General features: G+C 59.2%; 25 protein-coding genes and 2 pseudogenes. 22 read left to right on the forward strand and 5 right to left on the reverse strand.

The annotated features are described in order from the left end of the window. Positions 1-13 precede the first annotated feature (13 nt). Together AC0L2F_RS17520 and AC0L2F_RS17525 are read right to left on the reverse strand one after the other, a co-directional pair. Positions 14-319 carry a DNA ligase-like domain-containing protein gene (locus AC0L2F_RS17520; protein WP_256375652.1) on the reverse strand — a complete coding sequence of 102 codons (306 nt, stop codon included), beginning with the start codon at positions 317-319 and terminating at the stop codon, positions 14-16. Then, a complete protein-coding gene (locus AC0L2F_RS17525; protein ID WP_473249197.1) occupies positions 247-693 on the reverse strand; it encodes an ATP-dependent DNA ligase in 447 nt (148 codons plus the stop codon). The genes AC0L2F_RS17520 and AC0L2F_RS17525 overlap by 73 nt, the downstream gene beginning before the upstream one ends. Before the next feature lie 36 nt (positions 694-729). On the opposite strand from AC0L2F_RS17525, the gene AC0L2F_RS17530 reads away from it, so the two are divergent. From AC0L2F_RS17530 to AC0L2F_RS17560, 7 genes are all read left to right on the forward strand, one after another. Further along, positions 730-912, forward strand: a complete 183-nt coding sequence (locus AC0L2F_RS17530) for a hypothetical protein (protein ID WP_063993653.1) — start codon at positions 730-732, stop codon at positions 910-912. Between the two features lie 370 nt (positions 913-1282). After that, positions 1283-1663: a hypothetical protein gene (locus AC0L2F_RS17535; protein WP_063993652.1), complete on the forward strand. Its 381-nt coding sequence runs from the start codon at positions 1283-1285 to the stop codon at positions 1661-1663. 378 nt (positions 1664-2041) lie between these two features. Then, positions 2042-2287, forward strand: coding sequence for a hypothetical protein (locus AC0L2F_RS17540; protein WP_063993651.1), 246 nt, complete (start codon positions 2042-2044; stop codon positions 2285-2287). Between the two features lie 95 nt (positions 2288-2382). Then, positions 2383-2643, forward strand: a complete 261-nt coding sequence (locus AC0L2F_RS17545; RefSeq protein WP_156526818.1) for a hypothetical protein — start codon at positions 2383-2385, stop codon at positions 2641-2643. Next, positions 2633-3325, forward strand: a complete 693-nt coding sequence (locus AC0L2F_RS17550; protein WP_473249198.1) for a hypothetical protein — start codon at positions 2633-2635, stop codon at positions 3323-3325. Before AC0L2F_RS17545 ends, AC0L2F_RS17550 begins: the two co-directional genes overlap by 11 nt. Further along, complete coding sequence (locus AC0L2F_RS17555; RefSeq protein WP_473249199.1) at positions 3316-3609, forward strand: hypothetical protein; 294 nt, start codon at positions 3316-3318, stop codon at positions 3607-3609. Before AC0L2F_RS17550 ends, AC0L2F_RS17555 begins: the two co-directional genes overlap by 10 nt. Positions 3610-3692: 83 nt before the next feature. Further along, on the forward strand, positions 3693-3878 hold the full coding sequence (locus tag AC0L2F_RS17560; protein WP_156526817.1) for a hypothetical protein: 186 nt from the start codon (positions 3693-3695) through the stop codon (positions 3876-3878). 193 nt (positions 3879-4071) lie between these two features. On the opposite strand, the gene AC0L2F_RS17565 is transcribed toward AC0L2F_RS17560, so the two are convergent. Both AC0L2F_RS17565 and AC0L2F_RS17570 read right to left on the reverse strand, forming a co-directional pair. Beyond that, positions 4072-4449: a hypothetical protein gene (locus AC0L2F_RS17565; RefSeq protein WP_473249200.1), complete on the reverse strand. Its 378-nt coding sequence runs from the start codon at positions 4447-4449 to the stop codon at positions 4072-4074. A 188-nt stretch (positions 4450-4637) separates the two neighbouring features. Then, positions 4638-5144, reverse strand: coding sequence for a hypothetical protein (locus AC0L2F_RS17570; protein ID WP_473249201.1), 507 nt, complete (start codon positions 5142-5144; stop codon positions 4638-4640). A gap of 617 nt (positions 5145-5761) precedes the next feature. On the opposite strand from AC0L2F_RS17570, the gene AC0L2F_RS17575 reads away from it, so the two are divergent. From AC0L2F_RS17575 to AC0L2F_RS17600, 6 genes and pseudogenes are all read left to right on the forward strand, one after another. Continuing rightward, positions 5762-6064 (forward strand): hypothetical protein, encoded by a 303-nt coding sequence (locus AC0L2F_RS17575; protein WP_473249202.1) that lies wholly within the window; start codon positions 5762-5764, stop codon positions 6062-6064. A gap of 69 nt (positions 6065-6133) precedes the next feature. Further along, complete coding sequence (locus tag AC0L2F_RS17580) at positions 6134-6346, forward strand: hypothetical protein (protein ID WP_473249203.1); 213 nt, start codon at positions 6134-6136, stop codon at positions 6344-6346. Between the two features lie 1465 nt (positions 6347-7811). Further along, positions 7812-7925 (forward strand): annotated as a pseudogene (locus AC0L2F_RS17585) (PEPxxWA-CTERM sorting domain-containing protein); the annotation flags it as partial. Positions 7926-8197: 272 nt separating this feature from the next. Then, complete coding sequence (locus AC0L2F_RS17590; RefSeq protein ID WP_473249204.1) at positions 8198-8890, forward strand: Npun_F0296 family exosortase-dependent surface protein; 693 nt, start codon at positions 8198-8200, stop codon at positions 8888-8890. A gap of 1224 nt (positions 8891-10114) precedes the next feature. After that, positions 10115-10225 (forward strand): annotated as a pseudogene (locus AC0L2F_RS17595) (PEP-CTERM sorting domain-containing protein); the annotation flags it as partial. A 517-nt stretch (positions 10226-10742) separates the two neighbouring features. Then, positions 10743-10940, forward strand: coding sequence for a hypothetical protein (locus tag AC0L2F_RS17600; protein ID WP_473249205.1), 198 nt, complete (start codon positions 10743-10745; stop codon positions 10938-10940). 571 nt (positions 10941-11511) lie between these two features. Here the strand turns inward: AC0L2F_RS17600 and AC0L2F_RS17605 are convergent. After that, a complete protein-coding gene (locus AC0L2F_RS17605) occupies positions 11512-12309 on the reverse strand; it encodes a PEP-CTERM sorting domain-containing protein (RefSeq protein ID WP_473249207.1) in 798 nt (265 codons plus the stop codon). A gap of 580 nt (positions 12310-12889) precedes the next feature. Here AC0L2F_RS17605 and AC0L2F_RS17610 point away from each other — a divergent pair. The 9 genes from AC0L2F_RS17610 (at position 12890) to AC0L2F_RS17650 (ending at position 21932) form a co-directional block, all read left to right on the forward strand. After that, positions 12890-13435, forward strand: coding sequence for a DUF5681 domain-containing protein (locus AC0L2F_RS17610; protein ID WP_473249208.1), 546 nt, complete (start codon positions 12890-12892; stop codon positions 13433-13435). Then, positions 13425-13934, forward strand: coding sequence for a DUF5681 domain-containing protein (locus AC0L2F_RS17615; RefSeq protein WP_473249210.1), 510 nt, complete (start codon positions 13425-13427; stop codon positions 13932-13934). The genes AC0L2F_RS17610 and AC0L2F_RS17615 overlap by 11 nt, the downstream gene beginning before the upstream one ends. A gap of 5 nt (positions 13935-13939) precedes the next feature. Beyond that, complete coding sequence (locus AC0L2F_RS17620; protein ID WP_473249212.1) at positions 13940-14383, forward strand: hypothetical protein; 444 nt, start codon at positions 13940-13942, stop codon at positions 14381-14383. 78 nt (positions 14384-14461) lie between these two features. After that, the gene (locus AC0L2F_RS17625; RefSeq protein ID WP_473249213.1) at positions 14462-15814 is read left to right on the forward strand and encodes a site-specific DNA-methyltransferase; all 1353 of its coding nucleotides are present in this window, start codon (positions 14462-14464) and stop codon (positions 15812-15814) included. A 938-nt stretch (positions 15815-16752) separates the two neighbouring features. Next, entirely contained in the window at positions 16753-17610 is an 858-nt protein-coding gene (locus tag AC0L2F_RS17630) for a YqaJ viral recombinase family protein (RefSeq protein WP_473249280.1), read from the forward strand. Beyond that, on the forward strand, positions 17594-18727 hold the full coding sequence (locus AC0L2F_RS17635; RefSeq protein WP_473249215.1) for an ERF family protein: 1134 nt from the start codon (positions 17594-17596) through the stop codon (positions 18725-18727). Before AC0L2F_RS17630 ends, AC0L2F_RS17635 begins: the two co-directional genes overlap by 17 nt. Further along, complete coding sequence (locus AC0L2F_RS17640) at positions 18724-19293, forward strand: hypothetical protein (RefSeq protein ID WP_473249217.1); 570 nt, start codon at positions 18724-18726, stop codon at positions 19291-19293. Before AC0L2F_RS17635 ends, AC0L2F_RS17640 begins: the two co-directional genes overlap by 4 nt. Before the next feature lie 398 nt (positions 19294-19691). Then, positions 19692-20432 carry a class I SAM-dependent methyltransferase gene (locus AC0L2F_RS17645; protein WP_473249218.1) on the forward strand — a complete coding sequence of 247 codons (741 nt, stop codon included), beginning with the start codon at positions 19692-19694 and terminating at the stop codon, positions 20430-20432. Between the two features lie 42 nt (positions 20433-20474). Then, positions 20475-21932, forward strand: coding sequence for a DUF535 family protein (locus AC0L2F_RS17650; protein ID WP_473249219.1), 1458 nt, complete (start codon positions 20475-20477; stop codon positions 21930-21932). Positions 21933-22044 lie beyond the last annotated feature (112 nt).

A 22044-nucleotide genomic window follows, 5' to 3' on the forward strand; every position in this document is an offset into this window, starting at 1 on the left:
TGCCCATGTAGGTTCAGCTTGGTGCCCTCGCGGCGGGCGACGTGCAGCGCCGCGATGCCGCCCATGACCGGCACGTAGCCGACGACGGGAAGGTCTCGCGCTTGCTAGTCTTGATCTTCTGCCAGCTGTCGGACCGGTCGCCCGACCGGTACGGCGCATCCGCCCGCTTCGAGAGGATCCCTTCCCAATTCAGCTTCTCGGCGCGGGCGAACATCGCCGCGCCGTCATCCATGTGTTCGCTGAAGATCAGCGGGGGTTCGGCCTTGGCCAGCAGCTGCTGTTGCAGTCGCTTGCGTTCGCGCAGCGCGACCCTGCGCAAGTCATGACCGTCCAGGTGCAGCAGGTCAAGGCGTAGAACAACATCCTGTCTTGGCGCTTGGCCGAGAGGTCGGCCTGCAGCGCGGAGAAGTCAGTGCGCTGGTTGACCACCACGACGATCTCGCCGTCGAGCACAGCCTGGTCGGCGGGAAGCTCAGCCAACGCGGCCGCCGTGAACTTCGCCGTCCAGTTCAGACCCGATCGCGTGTAGATGCGGGTCCCGGACCGGCCGACATGAGCCTGGGCAGGGTAGCCGTCGAACTTGATCTCATGGATCCAGCGGTCGCCAGTCGGCGCCCGTGGCTTCAGGGTGGCCAGCTGCGCGGCGATGAATCCGAGCATGGCCGACGGGGCGGCGCCCTCGACTTTACGCAATATTGGGAGGGCGAGCCTCCTGCCGAATTAGAGATAATGGAGCGACCCGCCTCCCGAAGTTCCGCGTCGAAGGCCAAGAAGCCCGTCCGGAAGCCCAAGGCCAACACCGTGTTCGTGGTGCACGGTCGGGACGAGGCCCTGAGGAAGAGCATGTTCGACTTCCTTCGCGTGCTCGGCCTGGCGCTGGCGGATGACTTCGACAGCAAAGGCCGGTTGTAGCGTCAACAATGTCGGCGCCGACTGGACGCCCGCCGGCAGCTTCGTGCCGACAGAGCCGAAGTCAGCGAAGAAAGCGAAGCGCCGGGGCTGAACCTCGGAATGTCCACTATACTGGACATTTTCGCCGAGATCGCCGATTTTGCCCGCTATACCGGACATTCTTCCGCGCACAGTATATTAGGTGTTTTTGCCTGATCGCACCGAAACGCCCAATATACTGTGCGTTTTTTGGCACGGGATGTGAAGCTAACTCTGCAAGATGCTGTTGATTCACGGCGCCGTGAATCGGATCGCGCTTGCATTAACTATCTTGTGGATTTACAGTCTACCGAATGAAAGTAGGCGATTTCGCCTGCGTAGGAGGTGCTGCATGCGCTACCATTTCACCGAGGCCGCCACCGGCGAGACGATCGTGGACGGCAACGTCTACGCGCTCGAAGCCGCACTCGCAGCGCGCGGCATGACGATCGAGGATCTCGTCGATGCGGCCGCAGATGGTCAGATCGCCGGCTCGGTCACGGGCCGCGGCGGCGCCTTCATCATCTGGTACCCGCGCCCAGCCGTCGACAGGAATCTCGACATGTACATCGACGCTGTCCAACAGCGGATCGCCGTCGATCGCAAGGCGAGGGGTCTCCCCGACCGAGACCTGCCCGGCACCATCGAGGCCCGCGACTACCTGGAGAAGCTGCACGGCGATGGCGTGCCAGTCCACGAGGCCGCCGTTCTGACCGCGGACGAATTCCTCTAGCGCTACCGACATCGACCACACGCCCGGCTGCCTGAAGGCATACGGGCGCGGGGCCGTACAGACGATGTGCCCGCAGGAGATCAAGATGCAGATGTCATTATCAATCTTCCTTGCTCCGTCGACGCGGCCTTGGCCCGATACCTCAAGGAGTCCGGTCGTGACCATATCCGTCGCCTCGTGGAGGACAGTGCGCAGCGCGAGTTTCTCCAGAGGGAGCTCTATGACCACGACTGCCCGGTTGAACAGGCGGCTGCTCTCATGTCCGACGAATTCATCCTTAGAACCTAGACGACATCGACCTCACGCCCGGCTGCCGAAAGGCACACCGGGCTTGGGGGCGTGAGAGACGCCGTGGTGGCGTCGCAGAGGAGGGTTTCGATGACGAAGTTGGCAAGTGCCGTGCTGGACGGCGACGAGATTGTGATCCGCGTGCCGGTGAGCGCTGTCATCGAGCGCGCGCACAACCTGCAGGTCACCGACGCCGCTGTGTTCACGACAGAACTGGTCGATGATCTGAACGATGGTCTGGTCGAAATGTTCGCGGATCTCGCTCGCACCATGGTCGATGACAACGGCAGCGATGGTGCGTTCATCGAGGGCAAGGCGGCGCTAGGACTGCGCTGACGGCGGCAACATCGACCTCACGCCCGGCTGCCGAAAGGCATACCGGGCTCGGGGCCGTAGAGAGAGCGCTGCCGTCGCGGTGCCGAGAGGAGGGAATGATGTCCAAGCCCAACGCCGTACAGGCGCGCGCCGGCCGAGATCCTCGCTTCACCGTCAGTAAGCCCGTCCGCAAGGGCGTTCTGCACCATGCGGTCACGCTCACCGACAAATCCGACGCCTACTACAACGGCCTGGATTTCACGGCGATCACCCGCGGCCGCGCGCTGCGCGCTGCCTGGTCGCACGCGCAGCGCATTCTCGAGGCGCGAGGCATCGTTCGACTACCGCGGCTACTCGGTGGTCTAGATGAATCTTGAGGCGATCTCACCCCACATCTCCAACCCTCGTCTCCCCAATCTGCTGCATGACGCAGTGGCCAAGCTCGAGGCCGGCATCGCCGCGGGCCTCGTTCGCAACCAGGACTTTACGAAGGCCAAAGAGGTCATCAACAGATCCGTCGAGGAGGCAGCTAAGGGGTTTCTCGAGACAGACCCTAAGAACGACGACCGCGACCAGCGCTGGCGGAGCCGCGCCTACGACGCCGACGCGTTGATCGCCAGCTTCGACGTTCACAACCTGCCGGTCGTGCTGAGACGTGCGCAAAAGCACGACGGCCTGAAGGAATACTCCGACTTCATCGCGGGCGCGCTTATGCCGCTGCACGCGCTGCTCCAGGCGGCGAAGCCCTTGGTGGTGAAGCGCGGCGATGCCAGTCACCCGCCGCCCAAGACCGCCGAGCAGATCGCTCGCGAGGCGGCTCAGATGACGTGCCAGTGCTGTGGCAAGCGCTTCCTGGCGAACCTGGGCACCATGGCCCACCATGGCTACGAGCGGCCCGGGGAGGGCTGGCAGACCGAATCCTGCTCCGGCGCCAAGGAACTGCCGTTCGAGGTCTCCCGCGACTCCCTGGGCAGAATGATCGCCTCTATGAGGTCTTGGGTGGAGCGCATCGAGGACGTCCGAGGGCTGTCGAGCGAGAGGGCAGCCCGATGGCCGTGAATTGCGTCGATCGCACCAAGGAGATCCATGCGTTCGGCCGCCTCCCGGAGGTGCTGGTCATGGTGACCCGCCCGACCTTCGAAGCCATCAAGGAAAGCCGCCCCGACGACTTCATGAGCTACGCCCGCCGCAGCTTCGACGCCATCAAGGCGGCCGAGCTCTCCGACCTTGACCGCCAAATCGAGTTCTGCCGCCGGCGGATCGACGCTCAGCAGGTCCGCTATAACGGCTGGAAGCAGACGCACCGCTGGGACGCAGGGGTCAAGGGATGGAGGGCGATCTAATTCCCAAGAAGAAGCTCTCACCGCGCGCGGAGCGGATCATACATGCGTCCGCCGCGCTGTACGGCGAGCGCGGTCATGGCCGAATGGCCGAAGCCATCGGGATCAGCAAACAGATGATGAGTTTCATCGTCAACGGCGACCGCGTGGTGAGTGACGAGGTCGAGGGCAAGGTCGCGGAAGCGCTCGTGCGCGAGGCCGAGCGCCTGCGCAAGACCGCCGACAGGCTCGAAGACATCGCCATCAAGATGCGGGAAAAACTGGTGGGCTGAGAATGTCGCTCCGCCGCCACAATTCGGCGGCATGATGCAGTCGGTCGCATCCGACGGCACTACCATACGTTTCCGCGTTCGCGCGGGTAGGTTATTCGGCAGCCTCCGCCAGCCCGGCGGAGGCTTTCGTTTTGTAGCGGCCGTAACGATTTTGCAGAATCCAACCCGCCGTATCACGATTTTGCAGCAGCAATCACGATTCTGCAGCATCGGAACCGCTATTCGGCAGCCTCCGGCAGCACGGCCGTGGTTTTCTTTTTGTAGCGTGCCTCGCCGCCATGGTCGCACGGTCGAGCAGCATGGGGTCGGGCTCGATCGCGCGCTGCGCCCACGTCTCGCACCACTGCACCCACGGCCGCATCATCTCGCGCTTCCGGCCGATCTGCGGGTCGCTGCTGTAAAATTGGCCGGTGACGTCTTTGGGCTCGACGCCTCCCATGTGATCGAGGATCAGCGCCGCCTCGCCCAGCTTGAAGCCCCGGTCGCGCTCGCCGTAGGTCGCGAAGGCGTACCTGACGCGGTGCGGAGCGAACGAGATCCCCGGCATGGCCCGGAGGTAATCGTTGAACAATCCACTGTCGGCGTGCGGGCGGTCCGATCGGTTGGTCTTGCCGGCCCGGAAAAGCTAGCCCGCGGATCCTTCGAAGTCGGCAGGCGGTCGAGCCGCTCGGCGGCGGAGGCTGCGAAGCCGAGGCACGGCACCAGGTGCGAGCGGCGGCCGCGCTTCGTGCCGAACTTGCGGAAGTAGGGCGGAACGCATCAGGCCACTTCGTCGTCGGCCTCCTCGTAGGTCCTGAAGCGCCAGCGCGAGGCGCCTGTGACGGCGCGTCGGCGCTGCGCGGTGCCGATCAGCAGCTGCGGGCCGAAGCCGATCTGCTCCGGCAGGCAGTCGAGCCTGGCGATGGCCAGCGCCCGGCCGATCTCGATCTCCGGCGGCGCGTCGCCGGCCGCGTCGTCCGGATCGAACGCCTCCTCGCCGACCTCAACGCGGGTGCGGGAGGGGCCGCGAGCTTGAACATGACGCCGGTCCTGGTCGCCTCCGCGAGCCAGGACCAGAAACGCTTGACCACACGCACCATCCCCTCCGACATGGCCTCCGGCGCCGCGCCCGTGCACGGCGGCGATCGCCGTCGCCATCTCACGGGTGATGGTCGCCACTATGCGCCCGCGGAACCGGCCGAGCTCGGCGGGCTGCAGCTTGCCACGGTAGTCGCGGTGTGTGTCGAGCCGGTTGCTCCGCTTCACCTCGGCCAGGAAGGGGTACACTTCCTCTGCTAGGCGATCAGGCCCGATCGCGCGAAATAGACACTAAGCGTTTGAATCCTACTATGTGAAGCCACGTCGGTCTGATCCGACAACTGACGAATGTCGCTTCGTCATGCGATCGCCGCGTTCGCGCGGTAGGCCATAAAGAAGGCCCTCGCGTCTGGAAGATTCCCGCGTTCGGCGCGGGTAGCCGTGTCGGGCTGGCGATGCCCAACTTAAACCCTGTGCAGCTCTCGAGGAATACGGCGTTCGTCTCCGGGGCCGGCAGCCGCGGAACAAACCCAGGGTGCGGCGGGGCTCTGGACGCCGATCTTGCGAAGGTCTGAGAATAGCCATCGGTATCCGACGCACAATTGTTCTGGAATTGTTACCGATCGGTCGCTCGCTATGTTTATCTCACGCCGAGCCTTCCATTATCCATCGTTGCCATCCACGATCAATGGGATCAGAACCTTGGGATTGCGCGTCGGAGGTTCGCACCCAGTGCTGAATCGCATTTGACCGAAACCTCTAGAATGCTGTCGCGGGACGATCAGGTGCTGCGGCTCTGGTGGGCGCTGACTACGGCCTCTCGGGTTGTCGCTGACCAAGCGCTTGCGTTGAGCTAAGGTACGATCATGGTTCTGGCACTTACATTGATTGCTTTGGCATGTAATCCGGGAGATCGGTTGCTAGATCTCTCTGCCAAACTGCCACGAGCCGTCAAGACCGTCGATGTTCTGATTTCTGTGGAGCCATTTTACGCCCGGTTGTATCTCTACCAGCCTGGTTTTCCCGACAGCTCGCAAAGTTGCTGCCGCAACCAGCCCAACTCGGTGCTCAAACTTCCGGTCATTGACGGACGCTTCTGCATCAAGCAGAGCCAGTCGCAGATGAAATGGAAGTTGCAGATCATCGGTCGGCCCGACGAGGAAATCTAGGCTAGTGTGCCTGTTCTTTTCGCTCTAGTCTCCACCAATTGGTAAAAGGGAATTGATTTCGGAGGGCTTATGCAGAGTGCAATCGAGTTGATCGTTGAGGGGTATGCACGTCTGAAAGACCGCGAGTCGCTCGAGCACCTGAGAATGCACCGGAAGCGCCTGGCCGTCGACCTGAAGGCAAGGGCGGGCTTTGACAACCGGCCTTCAATCGCCCAGCTGGAAGAGGACATAGCAACTATTGAGGCGGGGCTCAGAACGCTTTCCGGCCCAGTCGCCGGGTAGATCGGCTAAGGCCTGCCGCAGACGGGACCAGCGAGAGGGCCGCCCGAAGGGAAGGTGGGGGTGGCGCGAGACCAGGCGTAAGGCGTCCTGCCGCGGATGGGAGCATGCACCTGACGCTGCATTTCGCGCCGCGGAAAAGTGCTGCGCCAAGCTTGCGCACGGTCCAGGTACACTCCGTCCCGCTTGCCGTCATCCAGGGCCAAGCTGTCAAGAGTGGTGGATGGAGCAAATTGCCCAGCCGCAGCTTCTTTGATCAGCACCGCGTAAATCGGGAGTGCCGCCCGGCACCATAATCCCAAGGGCGCAAGTCCATGCAGCGTCCCGGACTGTCGGCTGCGGGAATTAACAGGGCAAACCGCAAAAAGACACAACCGAGGCTCTGCCCTACGAGATCCAGAAGGCTTCAATAACCGGCGCCTGTGGCGGGTTTTCCCGAAGAGGTGTAACGGGAATTCCGGGCTCGGGTCTCAGGAATTTGGAAGCGCCGATCGGGCGGAGTGCCGGTGCCTCCGCGGTTAAGCGTTTGGCTGGCAAACCCGTCGCGCAGGATGAGCTGCTAATTGAATTGGCTGTTCGTGATGGTTCCCGAACCAAGGTCGGGGCGTCGGGGATGAAACTGGCTTGTCCAGAGGTTTAGGGCAACACTCGTCCGTTGGCCCGCATTTGAGTTCTTAGACCATCTCATTGGATATGGTCTCGGCGAAGGAGGCCGAACATGGCTCCGCTGCAGCGTCGCATCGGCGGTAACAACGGCTTTTTCTGCATTGCATCAAAGGCTTGATCGCGGCGATGGCGAAACGCGCGAGCCGATGATGCTGAACGGGGGGCCGAAATCTAATGTTTGAGTCTACTGCCGCTGTCTCGTGGGCAACAGTTCACCCCGTTAACTTTCATAAACCTTCTGCTTGCAGAGGGGCCGATGAATTGATACCACCAAAAAACAATTTAAAAGCAAGGGATTCTCTTTATGTCGTTTTGGTCAAAGGGCCGCTGGGCCGCTCTCACGGTCGCTGCCGTTGTGGGTCTCGGGATGAGCGCAGCCAGCGCTTCGGTCACGCTCTTCAACACAGGTATCAATGGGCCAAACGACGGGGCGATTGATCCGAACTACTCCGTGGTCGGCGGTGGCGCTGCGGTTACCTACTATAACCCCGCGTATATTGCCGATAGCGCCGGATCCCGTTGGGTGTCCGTGGATGGCGGCGGTGGTGCGGGCAACAGCACGGTGACGTTCACGACGACGTTCACGGCAGACAGCACCGCAACGGTTTCCGGCTTCTGGGGCGCCGATAATTTCGGTACGATTTACCTCAACGGTGTTCCGATCGCGTCTCTGTTCGGCACTGTTTACGAGAACTTCAACCAGCTCCACGCTTTCTCATTTAACCCGCTGTTTGGTGCAAACACGCTCACAGTTGAGCTCACCGACACAGGCCCGCCCACTGCCTTCCGCATCGACGGTTTCGCCAGCGCTGTTCCCGAGCCCTCCACCTGGGCCATGATGATCCTTGGCTTCGCTGGCGTCGGCTTCATGGCCTATCGCCGCCGCAACCAGGCGTCGGCCCTCACCGCGGCCTGATAGCCAGCTACATCAATCTGCACAAAGACCGCCTTCGGGCGGTCTTTTTTTGTGCCGGTCGGAAAAGTCATTGCAAGGGTGATGGCCATGCTCGCCGTGGCCTCTGGGCACCGTGTCAGATTCGCAGCAATAGGTGAGCTTGCAGAGCGATCAGAGGTGTTGGGAAAAGTTGGAACCTCGCCTCGGGAGACTGCGGATCGGGCGTCCTAAACACCCTGCACCGCTCAATAAGCATTCTAATCGAAATTTAATGAACTCAGGAACAAGTGGCAATGTCGGCTCTTAAGCCTGCGATCCGGCGCGCTGTGCGCCGCGTCACGATGGAGACTGACATGAGGTTAATACTATCGGGAATTGCGGCTCTTGCCCTGACCGCAGCAATTCAGCCCGCCCAGGCAATGGTGGTGGGTAGCTTAGGGGGCGGCACCGGTCCCTATCTTAGCCTGAGCAGCGCCGGGTTGGATGGTGGAACGGTTGCCACTCTGAGCGGAGGCACGGTCTACACAGCCGATAAGCCGTTCGCTGACATCCCAAAGGGCGGGGTCTACGGTGGGACATTCCTCGCGGCCGGTCCGACCTCCAGTGAGCCTGCGGTGCTTACCTTTCAAAACCCGGTCAACTATCTGAGCTTCCTCTGGGGCTCTCCGGACACCTACAACCTACTCACAGTGACATCCGCGAAGGGGACCTACGATTTCACAGCCAGCAGCCTGAAGTTCGCGGTAACCGATGGAAATCAGGCATTCTCTCAGTATGTCCAGTTCAGTGCGACCCCGGGAGACCAGATCCTCTCGGTCAGCTTCAACAACAGTCCCGCGCAAGACGCTTTCGAAACGGCGAACTTCAGCGTGTCTGCGGTCCCTGAAGCGTCTACCTGGGCGATGATGATCACCGGCTTCTTCGGTATCGGTTTCCTGGCGTATCGGGGTCGGCGTCAGAGCGGCGCCGGGTTCCGGGTCGCCTAAATTCCCAATTTGAAAAAGGTGGGGCCGCGCTGCGCGGCCCCTAACGTCTGTTAAACCTCAGAGAACCAAAGGTTTTGAAGTCGCTGCCATCTCAATTAAGCTCAGGCTTTTCCAATTGTGCTTTTGAGGCGTTGTATCATGCACACACGCTCCAAACGATACATCCGGCGTCACCGGGCCAAGGAAAGAGCATTGCGTCACCGTCCTCCTCCCGACGGATCCGATCGTCTCGCTCTTCAAATCAAGCGAGCGATGGATCGGGCGATGCCCTTCTCAACATCATCGACTTGGTGGTTTCCGGCGAGTCGTTCTACGGGCAGCTTCGCGAGCGAGCGGGTTTCCGGATAGCACCCGAAGCGGCCGTCGTAGCTTGCCGAGCTCTCTCCTTGAGCTTCCAGTCGCCGATGGCAGGTCTGCCTTGAACTGAGCCAGCTGCAAATGAACTGCGATTTGCAGTCATCCGGAGGACGGACGATTCTGCCTCGCTGCTTCCCCAAGCTACAAGAGCACCCCGCAGGAATCTCCTGGGTGGGTATGGCGTCCTGCTAGCCCTTTCCGAACGTCTGGCGACTCGAAACTTCAACCGCGCCGGTCACGTCCAAACTTAAATTAAATGCCCGAATCTGAGCAATTAACTATTCGTTAATTAGATATTGCGTTTTCTAAAACATCTATTAAAGTAGACGCGCCGAGGTCGAATTTTGCGAAAAGGGGTTTTTCATGAAAAAGAGCTTATATGCCGCGGCTTTTGCCGCGATCGTCGGGCTTTCAGGCAGCGCGAATGCGGCCACGATCGCCTTCACAAACTACGGTCAATCTGACGGGATCACAGCAAACCTTGCTCAACCCCTTGTTGCTGGTCCGGCGGTTAATTGGACGGGTCAGCCCACCGGTGGCTGCGGTTTGAGCAACTGCGGCTGGGATCCTTTCGGCACTTCAGACACCACACATCATTGGATCGACATCGGCAATTCGGGGTCCTTGACCTTCAGCCTGCTGGATTTGGCCAGCAGCATCAAAAACAATATCTTGTACGTCGTTTGGGGCTCGCCGAATGGCGATAATGCGATCACGTTGAGCAACGGCTCTACGATGACCCTGGCCGATTTCCCCAATGTCAATCAGCAGAACAATCCAGCCGGATATCTGTTCGGACTGAATGTTGCGGGCGCGTCTACCATCACCTTCGGTACTACTGAGACTGCGTTCGAGTTCGCCTTCACCTCACCGGTCCCTGAGGCGTCCACCTGGGCCATGATGATGCTTGGCTTCGCTGGCCTCGGCTTTATGGCCTATCGCCGCCGTAACCAGGCGTCAGCTCTCACCGCGGCCTGATCGCCAGCTACATGAGTATGCAGAAAGACCGCCTCCGGGCGGTCTTTTTTTGTGCCGCGGTCTTTTGGTACCGATCGGATTGATGAATAGCAGAATTATGACCGCGTACAACGGTCGTGCGGGGAAGCTTCCATGCTCCCAGTCGCGTGATATCGGTTTCACGAAGCGACCCGGATGTTCATGTTGGCGCCAGCGCAGAATGCGCGGCACCTGACGATTAAGGTTGACGCACCAATTGGGATGCAATCGAACGTCGCGCCAGTTAGGACAAGGCATGCCTGAGAGAGTGCGCCTCGTTGCCTATGTTGCGGCTATCACCGTTGCCACGGCGGGGTGGCTGTTCTTCTTATATGAAGTGGCCGAACACCTTGTCAGCGGGTAGTGCAGCTTCATCTGGGAAGGCGGTCGCTGCGAACGTGCCTTGCTTACCGCGCCGAAGGTCATCCAAGCCATAAGCTCTGATTGACGGGCGGCGTTCCCCGGCTACACTCCTTTCCTTTCATTGAAAGATAGCGCCATGTTTTTCTCACGCGCCAATACTCCAGCAAAGAAGCCAAAATTGACGCTCAGGGCATTCTCGAAGATGCTGCGGGCGGAGGCCCAGAAGAGCGATACGCCGACGATCGCTCCTGCTCCAGTCCCAATCCTCGCAAAGAAGATCGTCTCCGCAATGCGGAACTGCGAGCAAGAAGACTCTACGGGTGCAGCAAACTGATCTCGGCCACACCGTGCCTCCACCCAATTGATTTCAGTACTACCTGTAAGAGGGCACGTTTTTCATGCTCCGGGTCGTTATCACTTTGGTGGTCATTTGGATTGCGATCAATCTCCTGTTTGTGGTGTTGGTCATTCCGCCGCGCAAGCCCGAGTCCAAATCTGATCCGTTATACCCTGTTGAGAGTGATAGAGCCCTCGGGCAACGCCGCTCGCAACAGGATCATCCTCGGACGCCGTGGCAAACCGCGATCTCCCTCGTCTCGGGTGCATGCTTCTCACTCGTCCCTGTCTTCGTTGCGGCGATTGACATGATCAGGCGATTTTTCGGGAAGAACAGGCGCTAAAAATCTCAAAGAAAGGCCGCGGCGACGTTTCCAAGATGGAAGTGGCTAGCGTTTGAAGTCGCGCCGTTCGTTCCTCCTCTCGCCTGCAGTAGCAACGGCGAACCGTAATCTTACCGTATCGAATAAGCGGCTGCTTTGGGCAACCGAAGAGGGCCAATCGGTGCGGAAACGGAAAAGACCGCCCAGAGGGCGGTCTTTCTGATCTCAACCAGTTTGTCCAAGCGCCTAAGCAGGGAGCGAGGCGCTATGAGCTCGGCGGCGGTAGCCCAAGAAGCTTAGGCCTACAAAGCCCAAGATCATGAGGGCCCATGTAGAGGGCTCAGGGATTGCCGTAATAGCGATATTGTCGAGGCCGCTCGCGTGGTCGCCGTCAATACGCGTCGCCGAGAAGACCAGGTTCTGGCCGGCGACGGCCATGAAGCTCCACGTCGACGAAGCCCATGACAAACCTGGATCGATGGTCTTTGAGAGACCATTATAGCTTACAGTGAACGGGTCCGCACCGGTCCCCGGGCGCGCAACGCTGTCGAATGCGACGGTGTAGCTCTGGCCAGCCACGAGGGTGCCGGTACCGATGGTGATGACGCCGAGGTTCGAGCTGGAGTAACTCTGAAGAAAGGCGGCATTCGTGCCCGGACCCGGTGCTGCCGGGAAGCCCCACGCCTGAGCGTTATTCTGGACTCCCGAGGTGCCCAAGAAACCGACGCCGGGAACCGATACCGAATTTCCCGAGGGCTGAGAGTACCCAGCGCTATCGGCGGCGTAGGAATACTGGCCGGCGCTCACGTTCGAATTCTCGAAATCGACGACGAGCACGGAAGCGGTAGCGGCGCTTGATACCATCGCAAGAGCGGCGGCGGCCACAAAGAGAGCTTTCATAAATTCCTCAACGTTAACGAATCGATGTGATGTGTTGCCGGTGTTGCATGTTGTCCCTGCCCTATCAAGACCGGGTCTCCCCGGGGCACCATCTTTGCTCTTGGCTGACAGCGCCGTGATCGAGAAGGCCTTTTGCTCAGCCAAGAAATATCCTGCGGTCCTTGGCTGTTGCTGCGGTCCTCCTGACAGAGCTCCCCGACACTTGCATGCCGCCTCTGAGCAACTCCAAGCTGAAAGATCACAGGCCAAGCCGCGGCGACCAAGAAGCTAAACTCGAGCTGACGCGGCAAGGTCACCGGCACCTTGTTCTCGCTCTCTCTCCGCGCTGCGGAAATCGGCCAGGAGGCGATCGCTGCAGCCGGGAGCGCCAAACCCTGGAGCTGAGCGCGGTGACCGCTAATGCTCACCTACGCTATTGGCCAGAACTGTACGGAGATGGACAGGAACTCAGGAGCGCTGGGCCGAATGAGGAAAGCCGGCGAGCCCCGAGACCGACATGCGATCGCAGGGATGGTTCGGCTCAAATATGTTTGACGACAGCGATTCTACGGCATAAATAAGCGATAGCGACGTCGATCAACACCCGTCGCGATGCTTAGAACCCGAGCAAAAATGAAATGCTAACGAGCTGCGCAAGGGATGCGCCTCGGAGCTTGCTGGTTTCTGGGCTTTTTCATCACCCAAAACTCCTGCTCTGTGCGCGCATGCCGCCGATGGAGTGGAGATGGTAAAGCAGGATGTGTCCCATCGGGGACCCGTCTCGAAGACCGAGACTTACGAGGTAGGCTACGGCAAGCCGCCCAAGGAAACCCGTTTCGGTGCACGACCCCAGCCTCAGCGAGCTGGGCGAGCTCCCGCGAGCGCATCCCAGCACGCGGGAACAGACATTGCTGAGCTGCTCGATCGACCGATCGAGATCAGACGCAATGGCAAGCGCCACAAGGTGCATCCTCACGAAGCGATGCTGGAGGCCCTGTTCCTAGGTGCCATGGCCGGCAAAATTGGTGCGCTGAAACAGTTCCTAGCGGAATGCATGCGAGCAGGCTTGCTGGAGCCGTCGCTCGCCCTTGCCTGCGGGGCGGTGGAGGCTCCGCGTGACGTACCCCTCGATCTCGCAGGCTACATAATCGGCAAAGAGGGGCTACCGCCCTGGAGAGACCAAGTCGTCAAGCGCTATCGCGCTGAATATGAGGCTGATCTCACCAGAATCGCTGAATTGAAAAGGGAGGCGCTGGCGAAAGCCCGGGCTGATGGCGAAAATGTCTACTAAATCGGATGATAGTGACGCGGTCTCTGCACCGGGGCGCACCCCTCCGCCGGTCGAAAGTCGTTTCAAAAAAGGACAGTCCGGCAATGCGCGCGGTCGGCCCAAAGGCGCTGTCAGCGTGCACGCCCGCACCAAAAAGTTTGCACACAAGACGCTCACGGCTCGCGTGTCAGGCAAACAACAAAGACTTAGCCGACTTCAGCTCGTTATCCTCAAGCTTCAAGCGCTGGCGGCCGAAGGAAAGCCTGCTGCCGCGGCGCTGATGAGCAAGGTACGAGATCGCGCGGCACCAGCGCTAATTCCCGACTCAGGGATTCTCCTTGTTCCGCCCGCGGTGTCACTGGATGAATTTATCGCGCGCGAGCTCGAGCGAACCAAAGACGCTATTGAGCCCGGCACGGCCATCAACCTTGAGGCCGAAGAGTTCATAAGAGCCGCGCGCGGCGAGCCTACGGCCTTGGGCGAGGCCTTACTTCAATTTCACAGGAAGTACGGGGGCTAGCCAAGATGCCTGAGCAGACTTCCGCAAGCCTGTACGAGCTGTTTGATGAACTAGACGTCCGATACTGGGAGAGGCTGATCAAAAGCGGCACCAACCCGAACAAAGAGCAGCTTGCCGCCCTAATAGAGGCCAATGCGGCGAAGCCGCTGCCAGCGTGGCTCAATCCCCTTATCCTGAAGGGGCTGAAGGGGGAGCTGAAAGGCAAACCGGGGCGACCGAAAAAATCCATGTTGGACGACGTCCGGTTTGAGGTCGCTGTTGCCGAATACAAGCGTCTGCTGAAGGCGTTAGCAGTCCGGGAGGAGGGGAGCGTGAAAGGCGCGAAGAAGCGTGCACGCTCGACGGTCATTGAGCCCCGGCATCAACGTGCAGCGAAAATGGCCATCAAGAGCTGGGGCCTGCGAATGGATTGGCGGTCTTTCCTGAACAAGATCTCTTCAAAGAAATAGCCTACCGATTGTTCTGAATGCGATGAGGGGTAATCCTTCTTAGAAGCTCCCGTGTAACAACCAAGGAGCCCCTCTCAGATGAGTCATCAACAACCGAAGCGTCAACTCTCAATCGTGTACCAGGCTATCACCGACCTCAAACCTCGCGCCAACAATGCCCGGACGCACTCCAAAAAGCAAATTCAACAAATTGCAGCTGCAATCAAAAGGTTCGGATTTACAAATCCGGTGCTAACGGACGAAAGCAACAGCGTCATCGCCGGTCATGGCCGGATAGAAGCCGCCAAATTGCTCGGTCTCAGGGAAGTCCCGGTGGTTCGGCTATCCGATATGACGGAGCCGGAAATCCGAGCGTACGTTATTGCAGATAATAAGCTGGCCGAAAATGCTGGTTGGGACAAGAACCTACTCGGGATCGAATTCAAGTATCTCTCGGAGCTCGAGATCGATTTCGACGTAACGGTTACAGGCTTTGAAGTCCCTGAGATCGACATTCTGATCGGCACTGCAGCTCACATCTCGCCGGATGGCGACACAGACGAGTTTGTCGAAGCGGGTTTGGGGCCCGCCATCACTCAACCAGGTGACCTTTGGCAAATCGGCGAGCACCGTCTGCTCTGCGGGGACTCAACCAAGGCCGAAATCTACCGGGCCTTGCTCGGCGACAAACGTGCTCAGATGATCTTCTCTGATCCGCCCTACAATGTGCCGATCGAGGGGAATGTCTCAGGGAAGGGCGAAATCGTTCACGCTGAGTTCGCCATGGCGTCGGGCGAAATGTCCAAGGCAGACTTTACGAGCTTCCTTGCTTCGGTTTTCCGCAACCTTGCCGACAATGCCGTCGATGGCGCGATCCATTTCCAATGCATAGACTGGCGGCATATTGAGGAAATGCTCGCTGCCGCAAACGGCGTTTACAGCGAACTCAAAAACGTTTGCGTATGGGCGAAAAACAATGCCGGTATGGGATCGTTCTACCGCTCTCAGCATGAGCTTGTTTGTGTCTTCAAATCCGGCTCCGCACCACACGTCAACAATATCGATCTTGGTCGTTTCGGTCGCAACCGAACGAACGTGTGGAACTATCCCGGCGTAAGCGCTTTTGGTGAAGGCCGTTCGGACCTTCAATTGCATCCGACGGTCAAGCCGGTTGCTATGGTTGAAGACGCGATCCTCGACTGTTCGCGGCGTAAGGGAATCATCCTTGATCCGTTTTTGGGATCGGGAACGACTTTGATCGCAGCGGAGCGGACAGGACGTATCGGGTGCGGCATTGAGATCGATCCGCACTACTGCGATGTCGCGCTACGCCGTCTCAAGGCGGTATGCGGATTGGACGCAATAATGGAAGCCACCGGCGAAAGCTTCGAAGACGTCGAGACCCGAAGGGAAGCGGAAAACGCCCGCGGATTGGAGCAAGCCGCTGAATAGCCTCACGACGGCCGGCACCCATCTCGCGTGCCGGCCCGTCTGTGCGCAATCTGCACATTCGCTCCGGGATTCGGCCGAACTGCCCCCGCTTGATAATGGCGGTGGCGTTTTTGCGATCACCAAGCATGAAGTTCTGTCGGCATATGCTGATGCCAAGCCCATGCAAAGGCAGCAAAGGGCTGCGCAAAAACTTTCTAAGATGCGAGGACATGTCGCTCATCATCTGATTGCTCGGTCGGTTGCTAGAGAGTCTCGGTCCTCGGGTCGCTCTTCCCCACCCTCGTTGCCGGCAGTCACTCTCAGGCGCTTGAGCCCTCGTCGCTGTCGTGCTCGAGCTGCTTTCTCATAGCGATGCAGACCTGAGACCTGCTTCATTTGGTGGGGTTCTGTGCAATCCATTAGATCGACGAGCATCCTGAACCGAACCTGGCGGATGTCAGCCAGCCAATGTCGGGCTCGCGCAAGATCCTCGGCTGCATCCGCCTGCGACGGGTCTGCCGCTTCAGCTGTGAGCGTCATCCTCAACACCTTCAGCCTCGGGCTTTCGCCATCCCGCCCGCCCGATAATCCATGTCGATATGCGTTGCGGCTCGATCGTGCTTTGCCCGTGATTGTTCTGGGGCCGGTGCTCTTCGTCGCATTTACCCGATTGGCTTCGATTTGTCGTTTGGATGCCATTTGCCTCACCTCATCGTCGCGCCGCCACTCCGGGCGTGTCCCTCCGTGCCGCAACGTGATCAAAGTTCTAAGGTGAAAAATAGCAAGAATCTTGCTCCAGAAAGGACTGGCAATCTTTAGCGACTGGAGCGTTACTGAGTCGGCCGGGCACGATCCCGGCGCCGGTATCTGACCTCGCGGACGCGGGGCTTAAGGCAGTGCGGCGGACAACGTCGCAATCGCCTTCAGCGTCGTGTAAACAGGAGATACCGTTGCGTACCATTGTGACTGAATCTGTGGCAGGTCCACGGAGCACCATCGTCAAATCTAACCCCAACGACCGCCGCCATTTTATCGGTGGCTCCGACGCGCGCGTTATTATGGGCGACGACCCGGATGCGCTCGTTAGGCTGTGGCAGCAGAAGCGTGGGGAGGTCTCACCGGAAGACCTCACCGGTAATCTCATCGTTCAGCTCGGTACTGTGACTGAGGTGCTCAATCGGGCCTGGTATCAGCGATGCTCTGGCCAAACCATCAAGGACATCCAGAAGCGCGTCCGTCATCCCGTGCATAAATGGATGGGCGCGACACTGGACGGCGTCGTCGAACAGACGGGGGCGGTCTTCGAAGCAAAGTTCATGCTGCCGTGGTCGTTCAGCGAGGAAGCTGCGGCGGAAAAGCATATGGCGCAGCTGCAGCACAACATGTGGGTGACGGCCGCGCGGAACGCCGTACTCTCGATTATCACCGGAGGTGGCAAGTGGGTCGAGATCACGGTTCACGCTGATCCGCTCTATCAACATCTCCTGCTCACGGCGGAAAAGAAATTCTGGCGTTGCGTTCAGAGCGGGGAGCCGCCCATTCTTTTCAACATCGAGACGCCCCGTCCGAGGCTTGAGGCCGTCAAGGTCGTCGACATGTCCGGCTCGAACCTGTGGGCAGATCTCGCAGCCGTTTACCTTCGGACCCGAGAAGCCCATGGTGAGCACGAAGCAGCCAAGGCGGATCTGAAAAAGCTCGTACCGGAGGATGCGAGGGAGGCGGCCGGTCATGGCATCAGGGCCAAACGCTCCAAGTCAGGCGCTGTCAGTTTTGAGGGCCAAGCTGTCGCAGAGGTGGCCCATGCACCAATCCAGTGAGCGCATCGGGACCATCGCTGCGGCCCTTGCGCGGGCCCAGGCCGAGTTGATGAACCCCGAGAAGACGCTGACCGCGGTCATTCGGTCACCATTCCCTCGGGAGGATGATCGGACATTTCGCTATGCCTCGCTCGCAAGCGGCCTCGACATCGTCCGCAAGACCCTGAGCCAGCAGGAAATCGCCACCATCCAGACCACCCGTATTGAGCAGCCTACGGGACATATCCATCTCACGACCCTATTGGCCCATGCATCCGGCGAGTGGATCTCGTCGGACTGGCCGGTCTGTGCCTCCAAGGAGGTCGAGGCCCCGCACCGGATGGGGGCGGCGCTGACCTACGCGCGGCGCTATGCCCTGTTCGCCCTGGTTGGAATTGCGGGAGAGGACGATCTGGACGCGCCCGACACCCAGGCAGGACCTTCAGTGGCGGCCGAGCCACAAACCGCCTCAGGGACGAAAGGAAAGCCTCCCAAGAGCGTCTTGAACCGACCCCCGGTCCTGCCTCCTGAGCGCTCGGCGGAATTGCTGAACCGGCTACTGGCCGAGCTCGCCACCCAGGTGGACGGGGAGGGCCCGGGCGGCCTCCTTGCTTGGGCCAAAGCAACCCTCCCCCTCAAGAACAGGCTTCGGGAAGCGGATGCGAGAGCTTTGGAGGCCGCTTATGCGGGCAGGCTTGCGGAGCCAACCAGTGCGGGAGCTGAGCTCGAGCCCTATCTGCCTGCCACCGAACCACCTCACCGTTTTGCGGATCCAGGCGGCAGCCTTGCTTTTCCCAAGGAGCCGCCTCGGAAACGAAGCAAGGGGCATCTCGCTTTCGTCCGGGGATTGCCCTGTCTCATTTGTAAGCGGACGCCGGTCGATGCGCACCATCTCAAATTCGCGCAACCGCGTGCGCTCGGGCGCAAGGTCAGCGACGAGTTTACCGTTCCTTTGTGTCGGCCCCACCATCAGGCTCTGCACCGAGAAGGTAATGAAAAGGCGTGGTGGGCCGACATGCAGGTCGATCCGGTGCCTGCTGCGAGGGATCTCTGGGCCGCCAGCCCGGTTCATGCAATCGGGAACGCATCGCCGTCATACTCAGAACCACGGAGTGCACTGGAGACACCGGCAAGATGAACGCACCGTTCCAAATTGTACCACGCCAGAATTACGTTGTGCCAGAGGAGCTGGAAGTCCTGCGACCTGATCCTCTACTGTTGCCTGGAGAAAGCCGCGAACAGTACGACGCGCTCCAGCGCATCGTTCTCGGCGATATCGCGCCGAGATCCGCCATCGAGTGCTTGCTGGCGTTCGACGTAGCAGAGCTGTCCTGGGAAATTCGCCGCTACCGTTCGCTGCGTCACAAGCTGCTCGAGGCCTTTCGGCATCGAGCGGTCCAAAGGGCGTTGAGCCAAATTGATCTTGTCGGCATCGACGACCGCACAAAGGAGGTCGCAAGAGCGCATATCGCAAAGAATGTGCTGGACTGGCGAGTCAATCCTAAAGCTACGGGTGAAATCGACCGTCGCCTCCTGGCATACGGCTTCGATCAAACATCCATCAGTATGGAAGTCTATTTGCAAGTCCGCGAGCAGTACGCCTTCTTTGAGGGGTTGATCAATTCAGCCTCTCTCCATCGATTCAACCTGCTCCGCGAAATTACTCGGGGGCGATTTGCTAAGACAGCAAATCTGGCGCGGTGATAGGAAGGCTGCAGGCAAAGTACGCAGGTCGAGATCAGGCGCAACGTGATCCTGTGCCGTCGACGAGCAGAAGAGCGGGCATATCCATGGTCTGTTCGGCCGCACTGCGACATATCTCCCACGTTCGCGGAGCGCGATGCGGCGACCAGCACGTGGAGCGCCAATTCGAGTTGAGCGGAGCGAAAGCTGCGTCAAGAAGCACCAATCGCTCATGATCGATCCGCGCCGTTTGCCAGAACCAGCGCGCACTCTTTTGCGGTGCGCCACGCCAGCAAAAGCAAGTGGCATGGTGAGAACCTTTCCTCGGTTAACCGAGGATCGAGAAACTCGCCCGAATGCCTTGCGAAGGCTCATCTTCCGCGGCACAATCAGAAATTGATTAACGCGCGAGACTTTTTATGAGGCGGCCGAGCATTGCGGAAACTCTATCACTCTATCTGTACCGCGCGAAGGTGGTGCATGGGGAGTTCGGCCTTCGGGAGTTAATCGGTCGCGTGCTCAGGCGACTGGGCTTCCAGGACCGGGCGATAGCTGCTTGGCGAAGGCAGAAGACGGAGGCAGACGCCGAATTTGACCAACACTTTGGTACAGATACAGGAGGAGTGCAAAACCTCGCGGACCAGGGGGGCATCGTTGGCGATAATGCAAAACATGGGCTTGCGCACATAGCAACCGAGCCAACGCAATTCAGTCAGATAATGCAGGCGCTTGATCTGCAGCTTTCAGAGTTCACTTTCGTCGATCTTGGATGTGGCAAAGGCAGAGCCCTCGTCCTTGCTGCACAATTTCCTTTTAAGACGATCATTGGAGTGGATTTCGTGCCGTCGTTCGTTGAAGCCGCGCGCAAAAACATCAGTGTTGCAGCTGCCCAAGGACTACGAGGGGACATCCAGGTTCTAGTAGGAGACGCAGCGCAGTTTGTTTTGCCTTCGGGGGCAGCGCTCGTGTACCTCTACAATCCATTCGATTCACACGTGGTCCGGAAAGTCGCCCTGCACCTGCGGGCTTCCTACGAAAGCGATCGCCGTCCAATTTTCATCGTCTACTCCAATCCCATTCACATACACGAGTTTACAAGCTGCGGCTGGCAGCCTGTAATTCAAGGCAGCGGGTGGGTAGCCCTCAATTATTTCGACTGATTCGCGCCCTTGCTTCATATTTTTCCTACTACCTGGCGACGCATGTTCTCTTATTTTGTGTCACGCACAGCTAATACGAAGATTGTGAGTAGCCTCGCGCTCGGCCTCGCAATTCTAAGGCACGCCCGTCTTCTGAAACCAATATTATTCGCGCGGCGAGCAAGTGCGCTCGCTCGCTATTTTCGCGCTCGCCCGGAGATCATCGAGATCCTTTACGGTCGTTTCATTTCGGCCAACTGGGATGCTGCAACAAAACTCAATACCGCGATAAGCCATGTCGAAACGGTCGAGGCAATTGGAGGGGCGCTAGGTGCAGAGGCGGACATTGTCACCGATCTGATCGAGCTGCCCGATTGTTGCGGTTACAGGATCAGTCTTGATCAGCCGCGATGGTTGCTTAGAGAGGGTCAGCTTGCCTTGAGTCTGTGGGAAGGCCCGGACCGAATCTTCAGTGTTAGCTTCTCGTTTCGGGCGGACGCAGCTGGACTAAATGCTTTCATCGGAGGAATTCAGGGGCGACGGCAGGTTGAGGGTGAGGAGGATGTTCTCGAGCGCTATAGGCGATTCACAAAATGTGCCCATGGTGTCCGCCCCAGAGATTTTATCCTTGAGGTCTTCAAGGTGTATTGCAAGGTCATCGGCGTCGACCACATCCTGGCTGTAGCGCAAGATAACCATCCCCTTTCCGGGATAAGCGACGGATTTTCGCTGGCGTATGATGAAATCTGGCAGGAGCGCGGCGGCCAGTATGATGGCCATGGATTTTACGTTTTGCCGATTGGTTTTTCGAAGAAGGCAGAAGATGAGATTCCCGCTAAGAAGAGGAGCCAATATCGAAAGCGTGCCGCGATGTTTGTCGATATTGAGGACCGGTTGTCCGAGCGCTTGGTGAAGGAACGCTTCGAGAGATTCCGCCCTGAAGCTGAGCGTCAGGAAGGCGACGTAACGAACTTGGATACACTGCTGCTGTTTCTGGCTTACGCAGGCGCAATATTCGTTTTAGCGTCCACGAACTTCATGGGGGGGACCTGGATTGGATTTGCGGTTGGCTTGGCTTTCGTCCACGCGACCTATTGGATATTGAAGGGGAATATTCCCAAGCGAGCGGGAGAGCGAATAAAGATACTGGCTCGGCTCAGACAGAGCCCTATAGCTGTTCGGGCTGGGTTAGCGATCGTCATCCTCGCCTTGGGATTTGCGGTCGATATCCAATTGGATGCGGACCGGGCGCTGGGAAGAATCTTCAAACTCTATTTCGTATTAGTGTTCGTAAGTTCTTTGTGTCTCGGGACGCGTGTGACATTATTTGTGGGTGCGGTTTGTCTTGTGGCTCTTAACTTTCTCCATCTACCGCCACGATACAGCTTTGCGATCACGAACTGGCAGGAGGCCCTTGATCTGCTGACGTTCGGCGCTATGGCAGCAGTAGTACTGGTGATACCTCGACTTTTGCTCGTTTCTATCGAACTGAGCGCGCTCAAGCGCCGGCGCATTAGATAGGGCTTTCAGCCACATTAGGCAGCTTAGCTAGCACTCCCACCGTTCGGGATGACCTTGGAGCTTGGATGTCTGTTGGTCTGGGCGTCCAGTTAGGGGAACTTGTATGCGTCGC

Source organism: Bradyrhizobium sp. Ken64 (assembly GCF_055807555.1).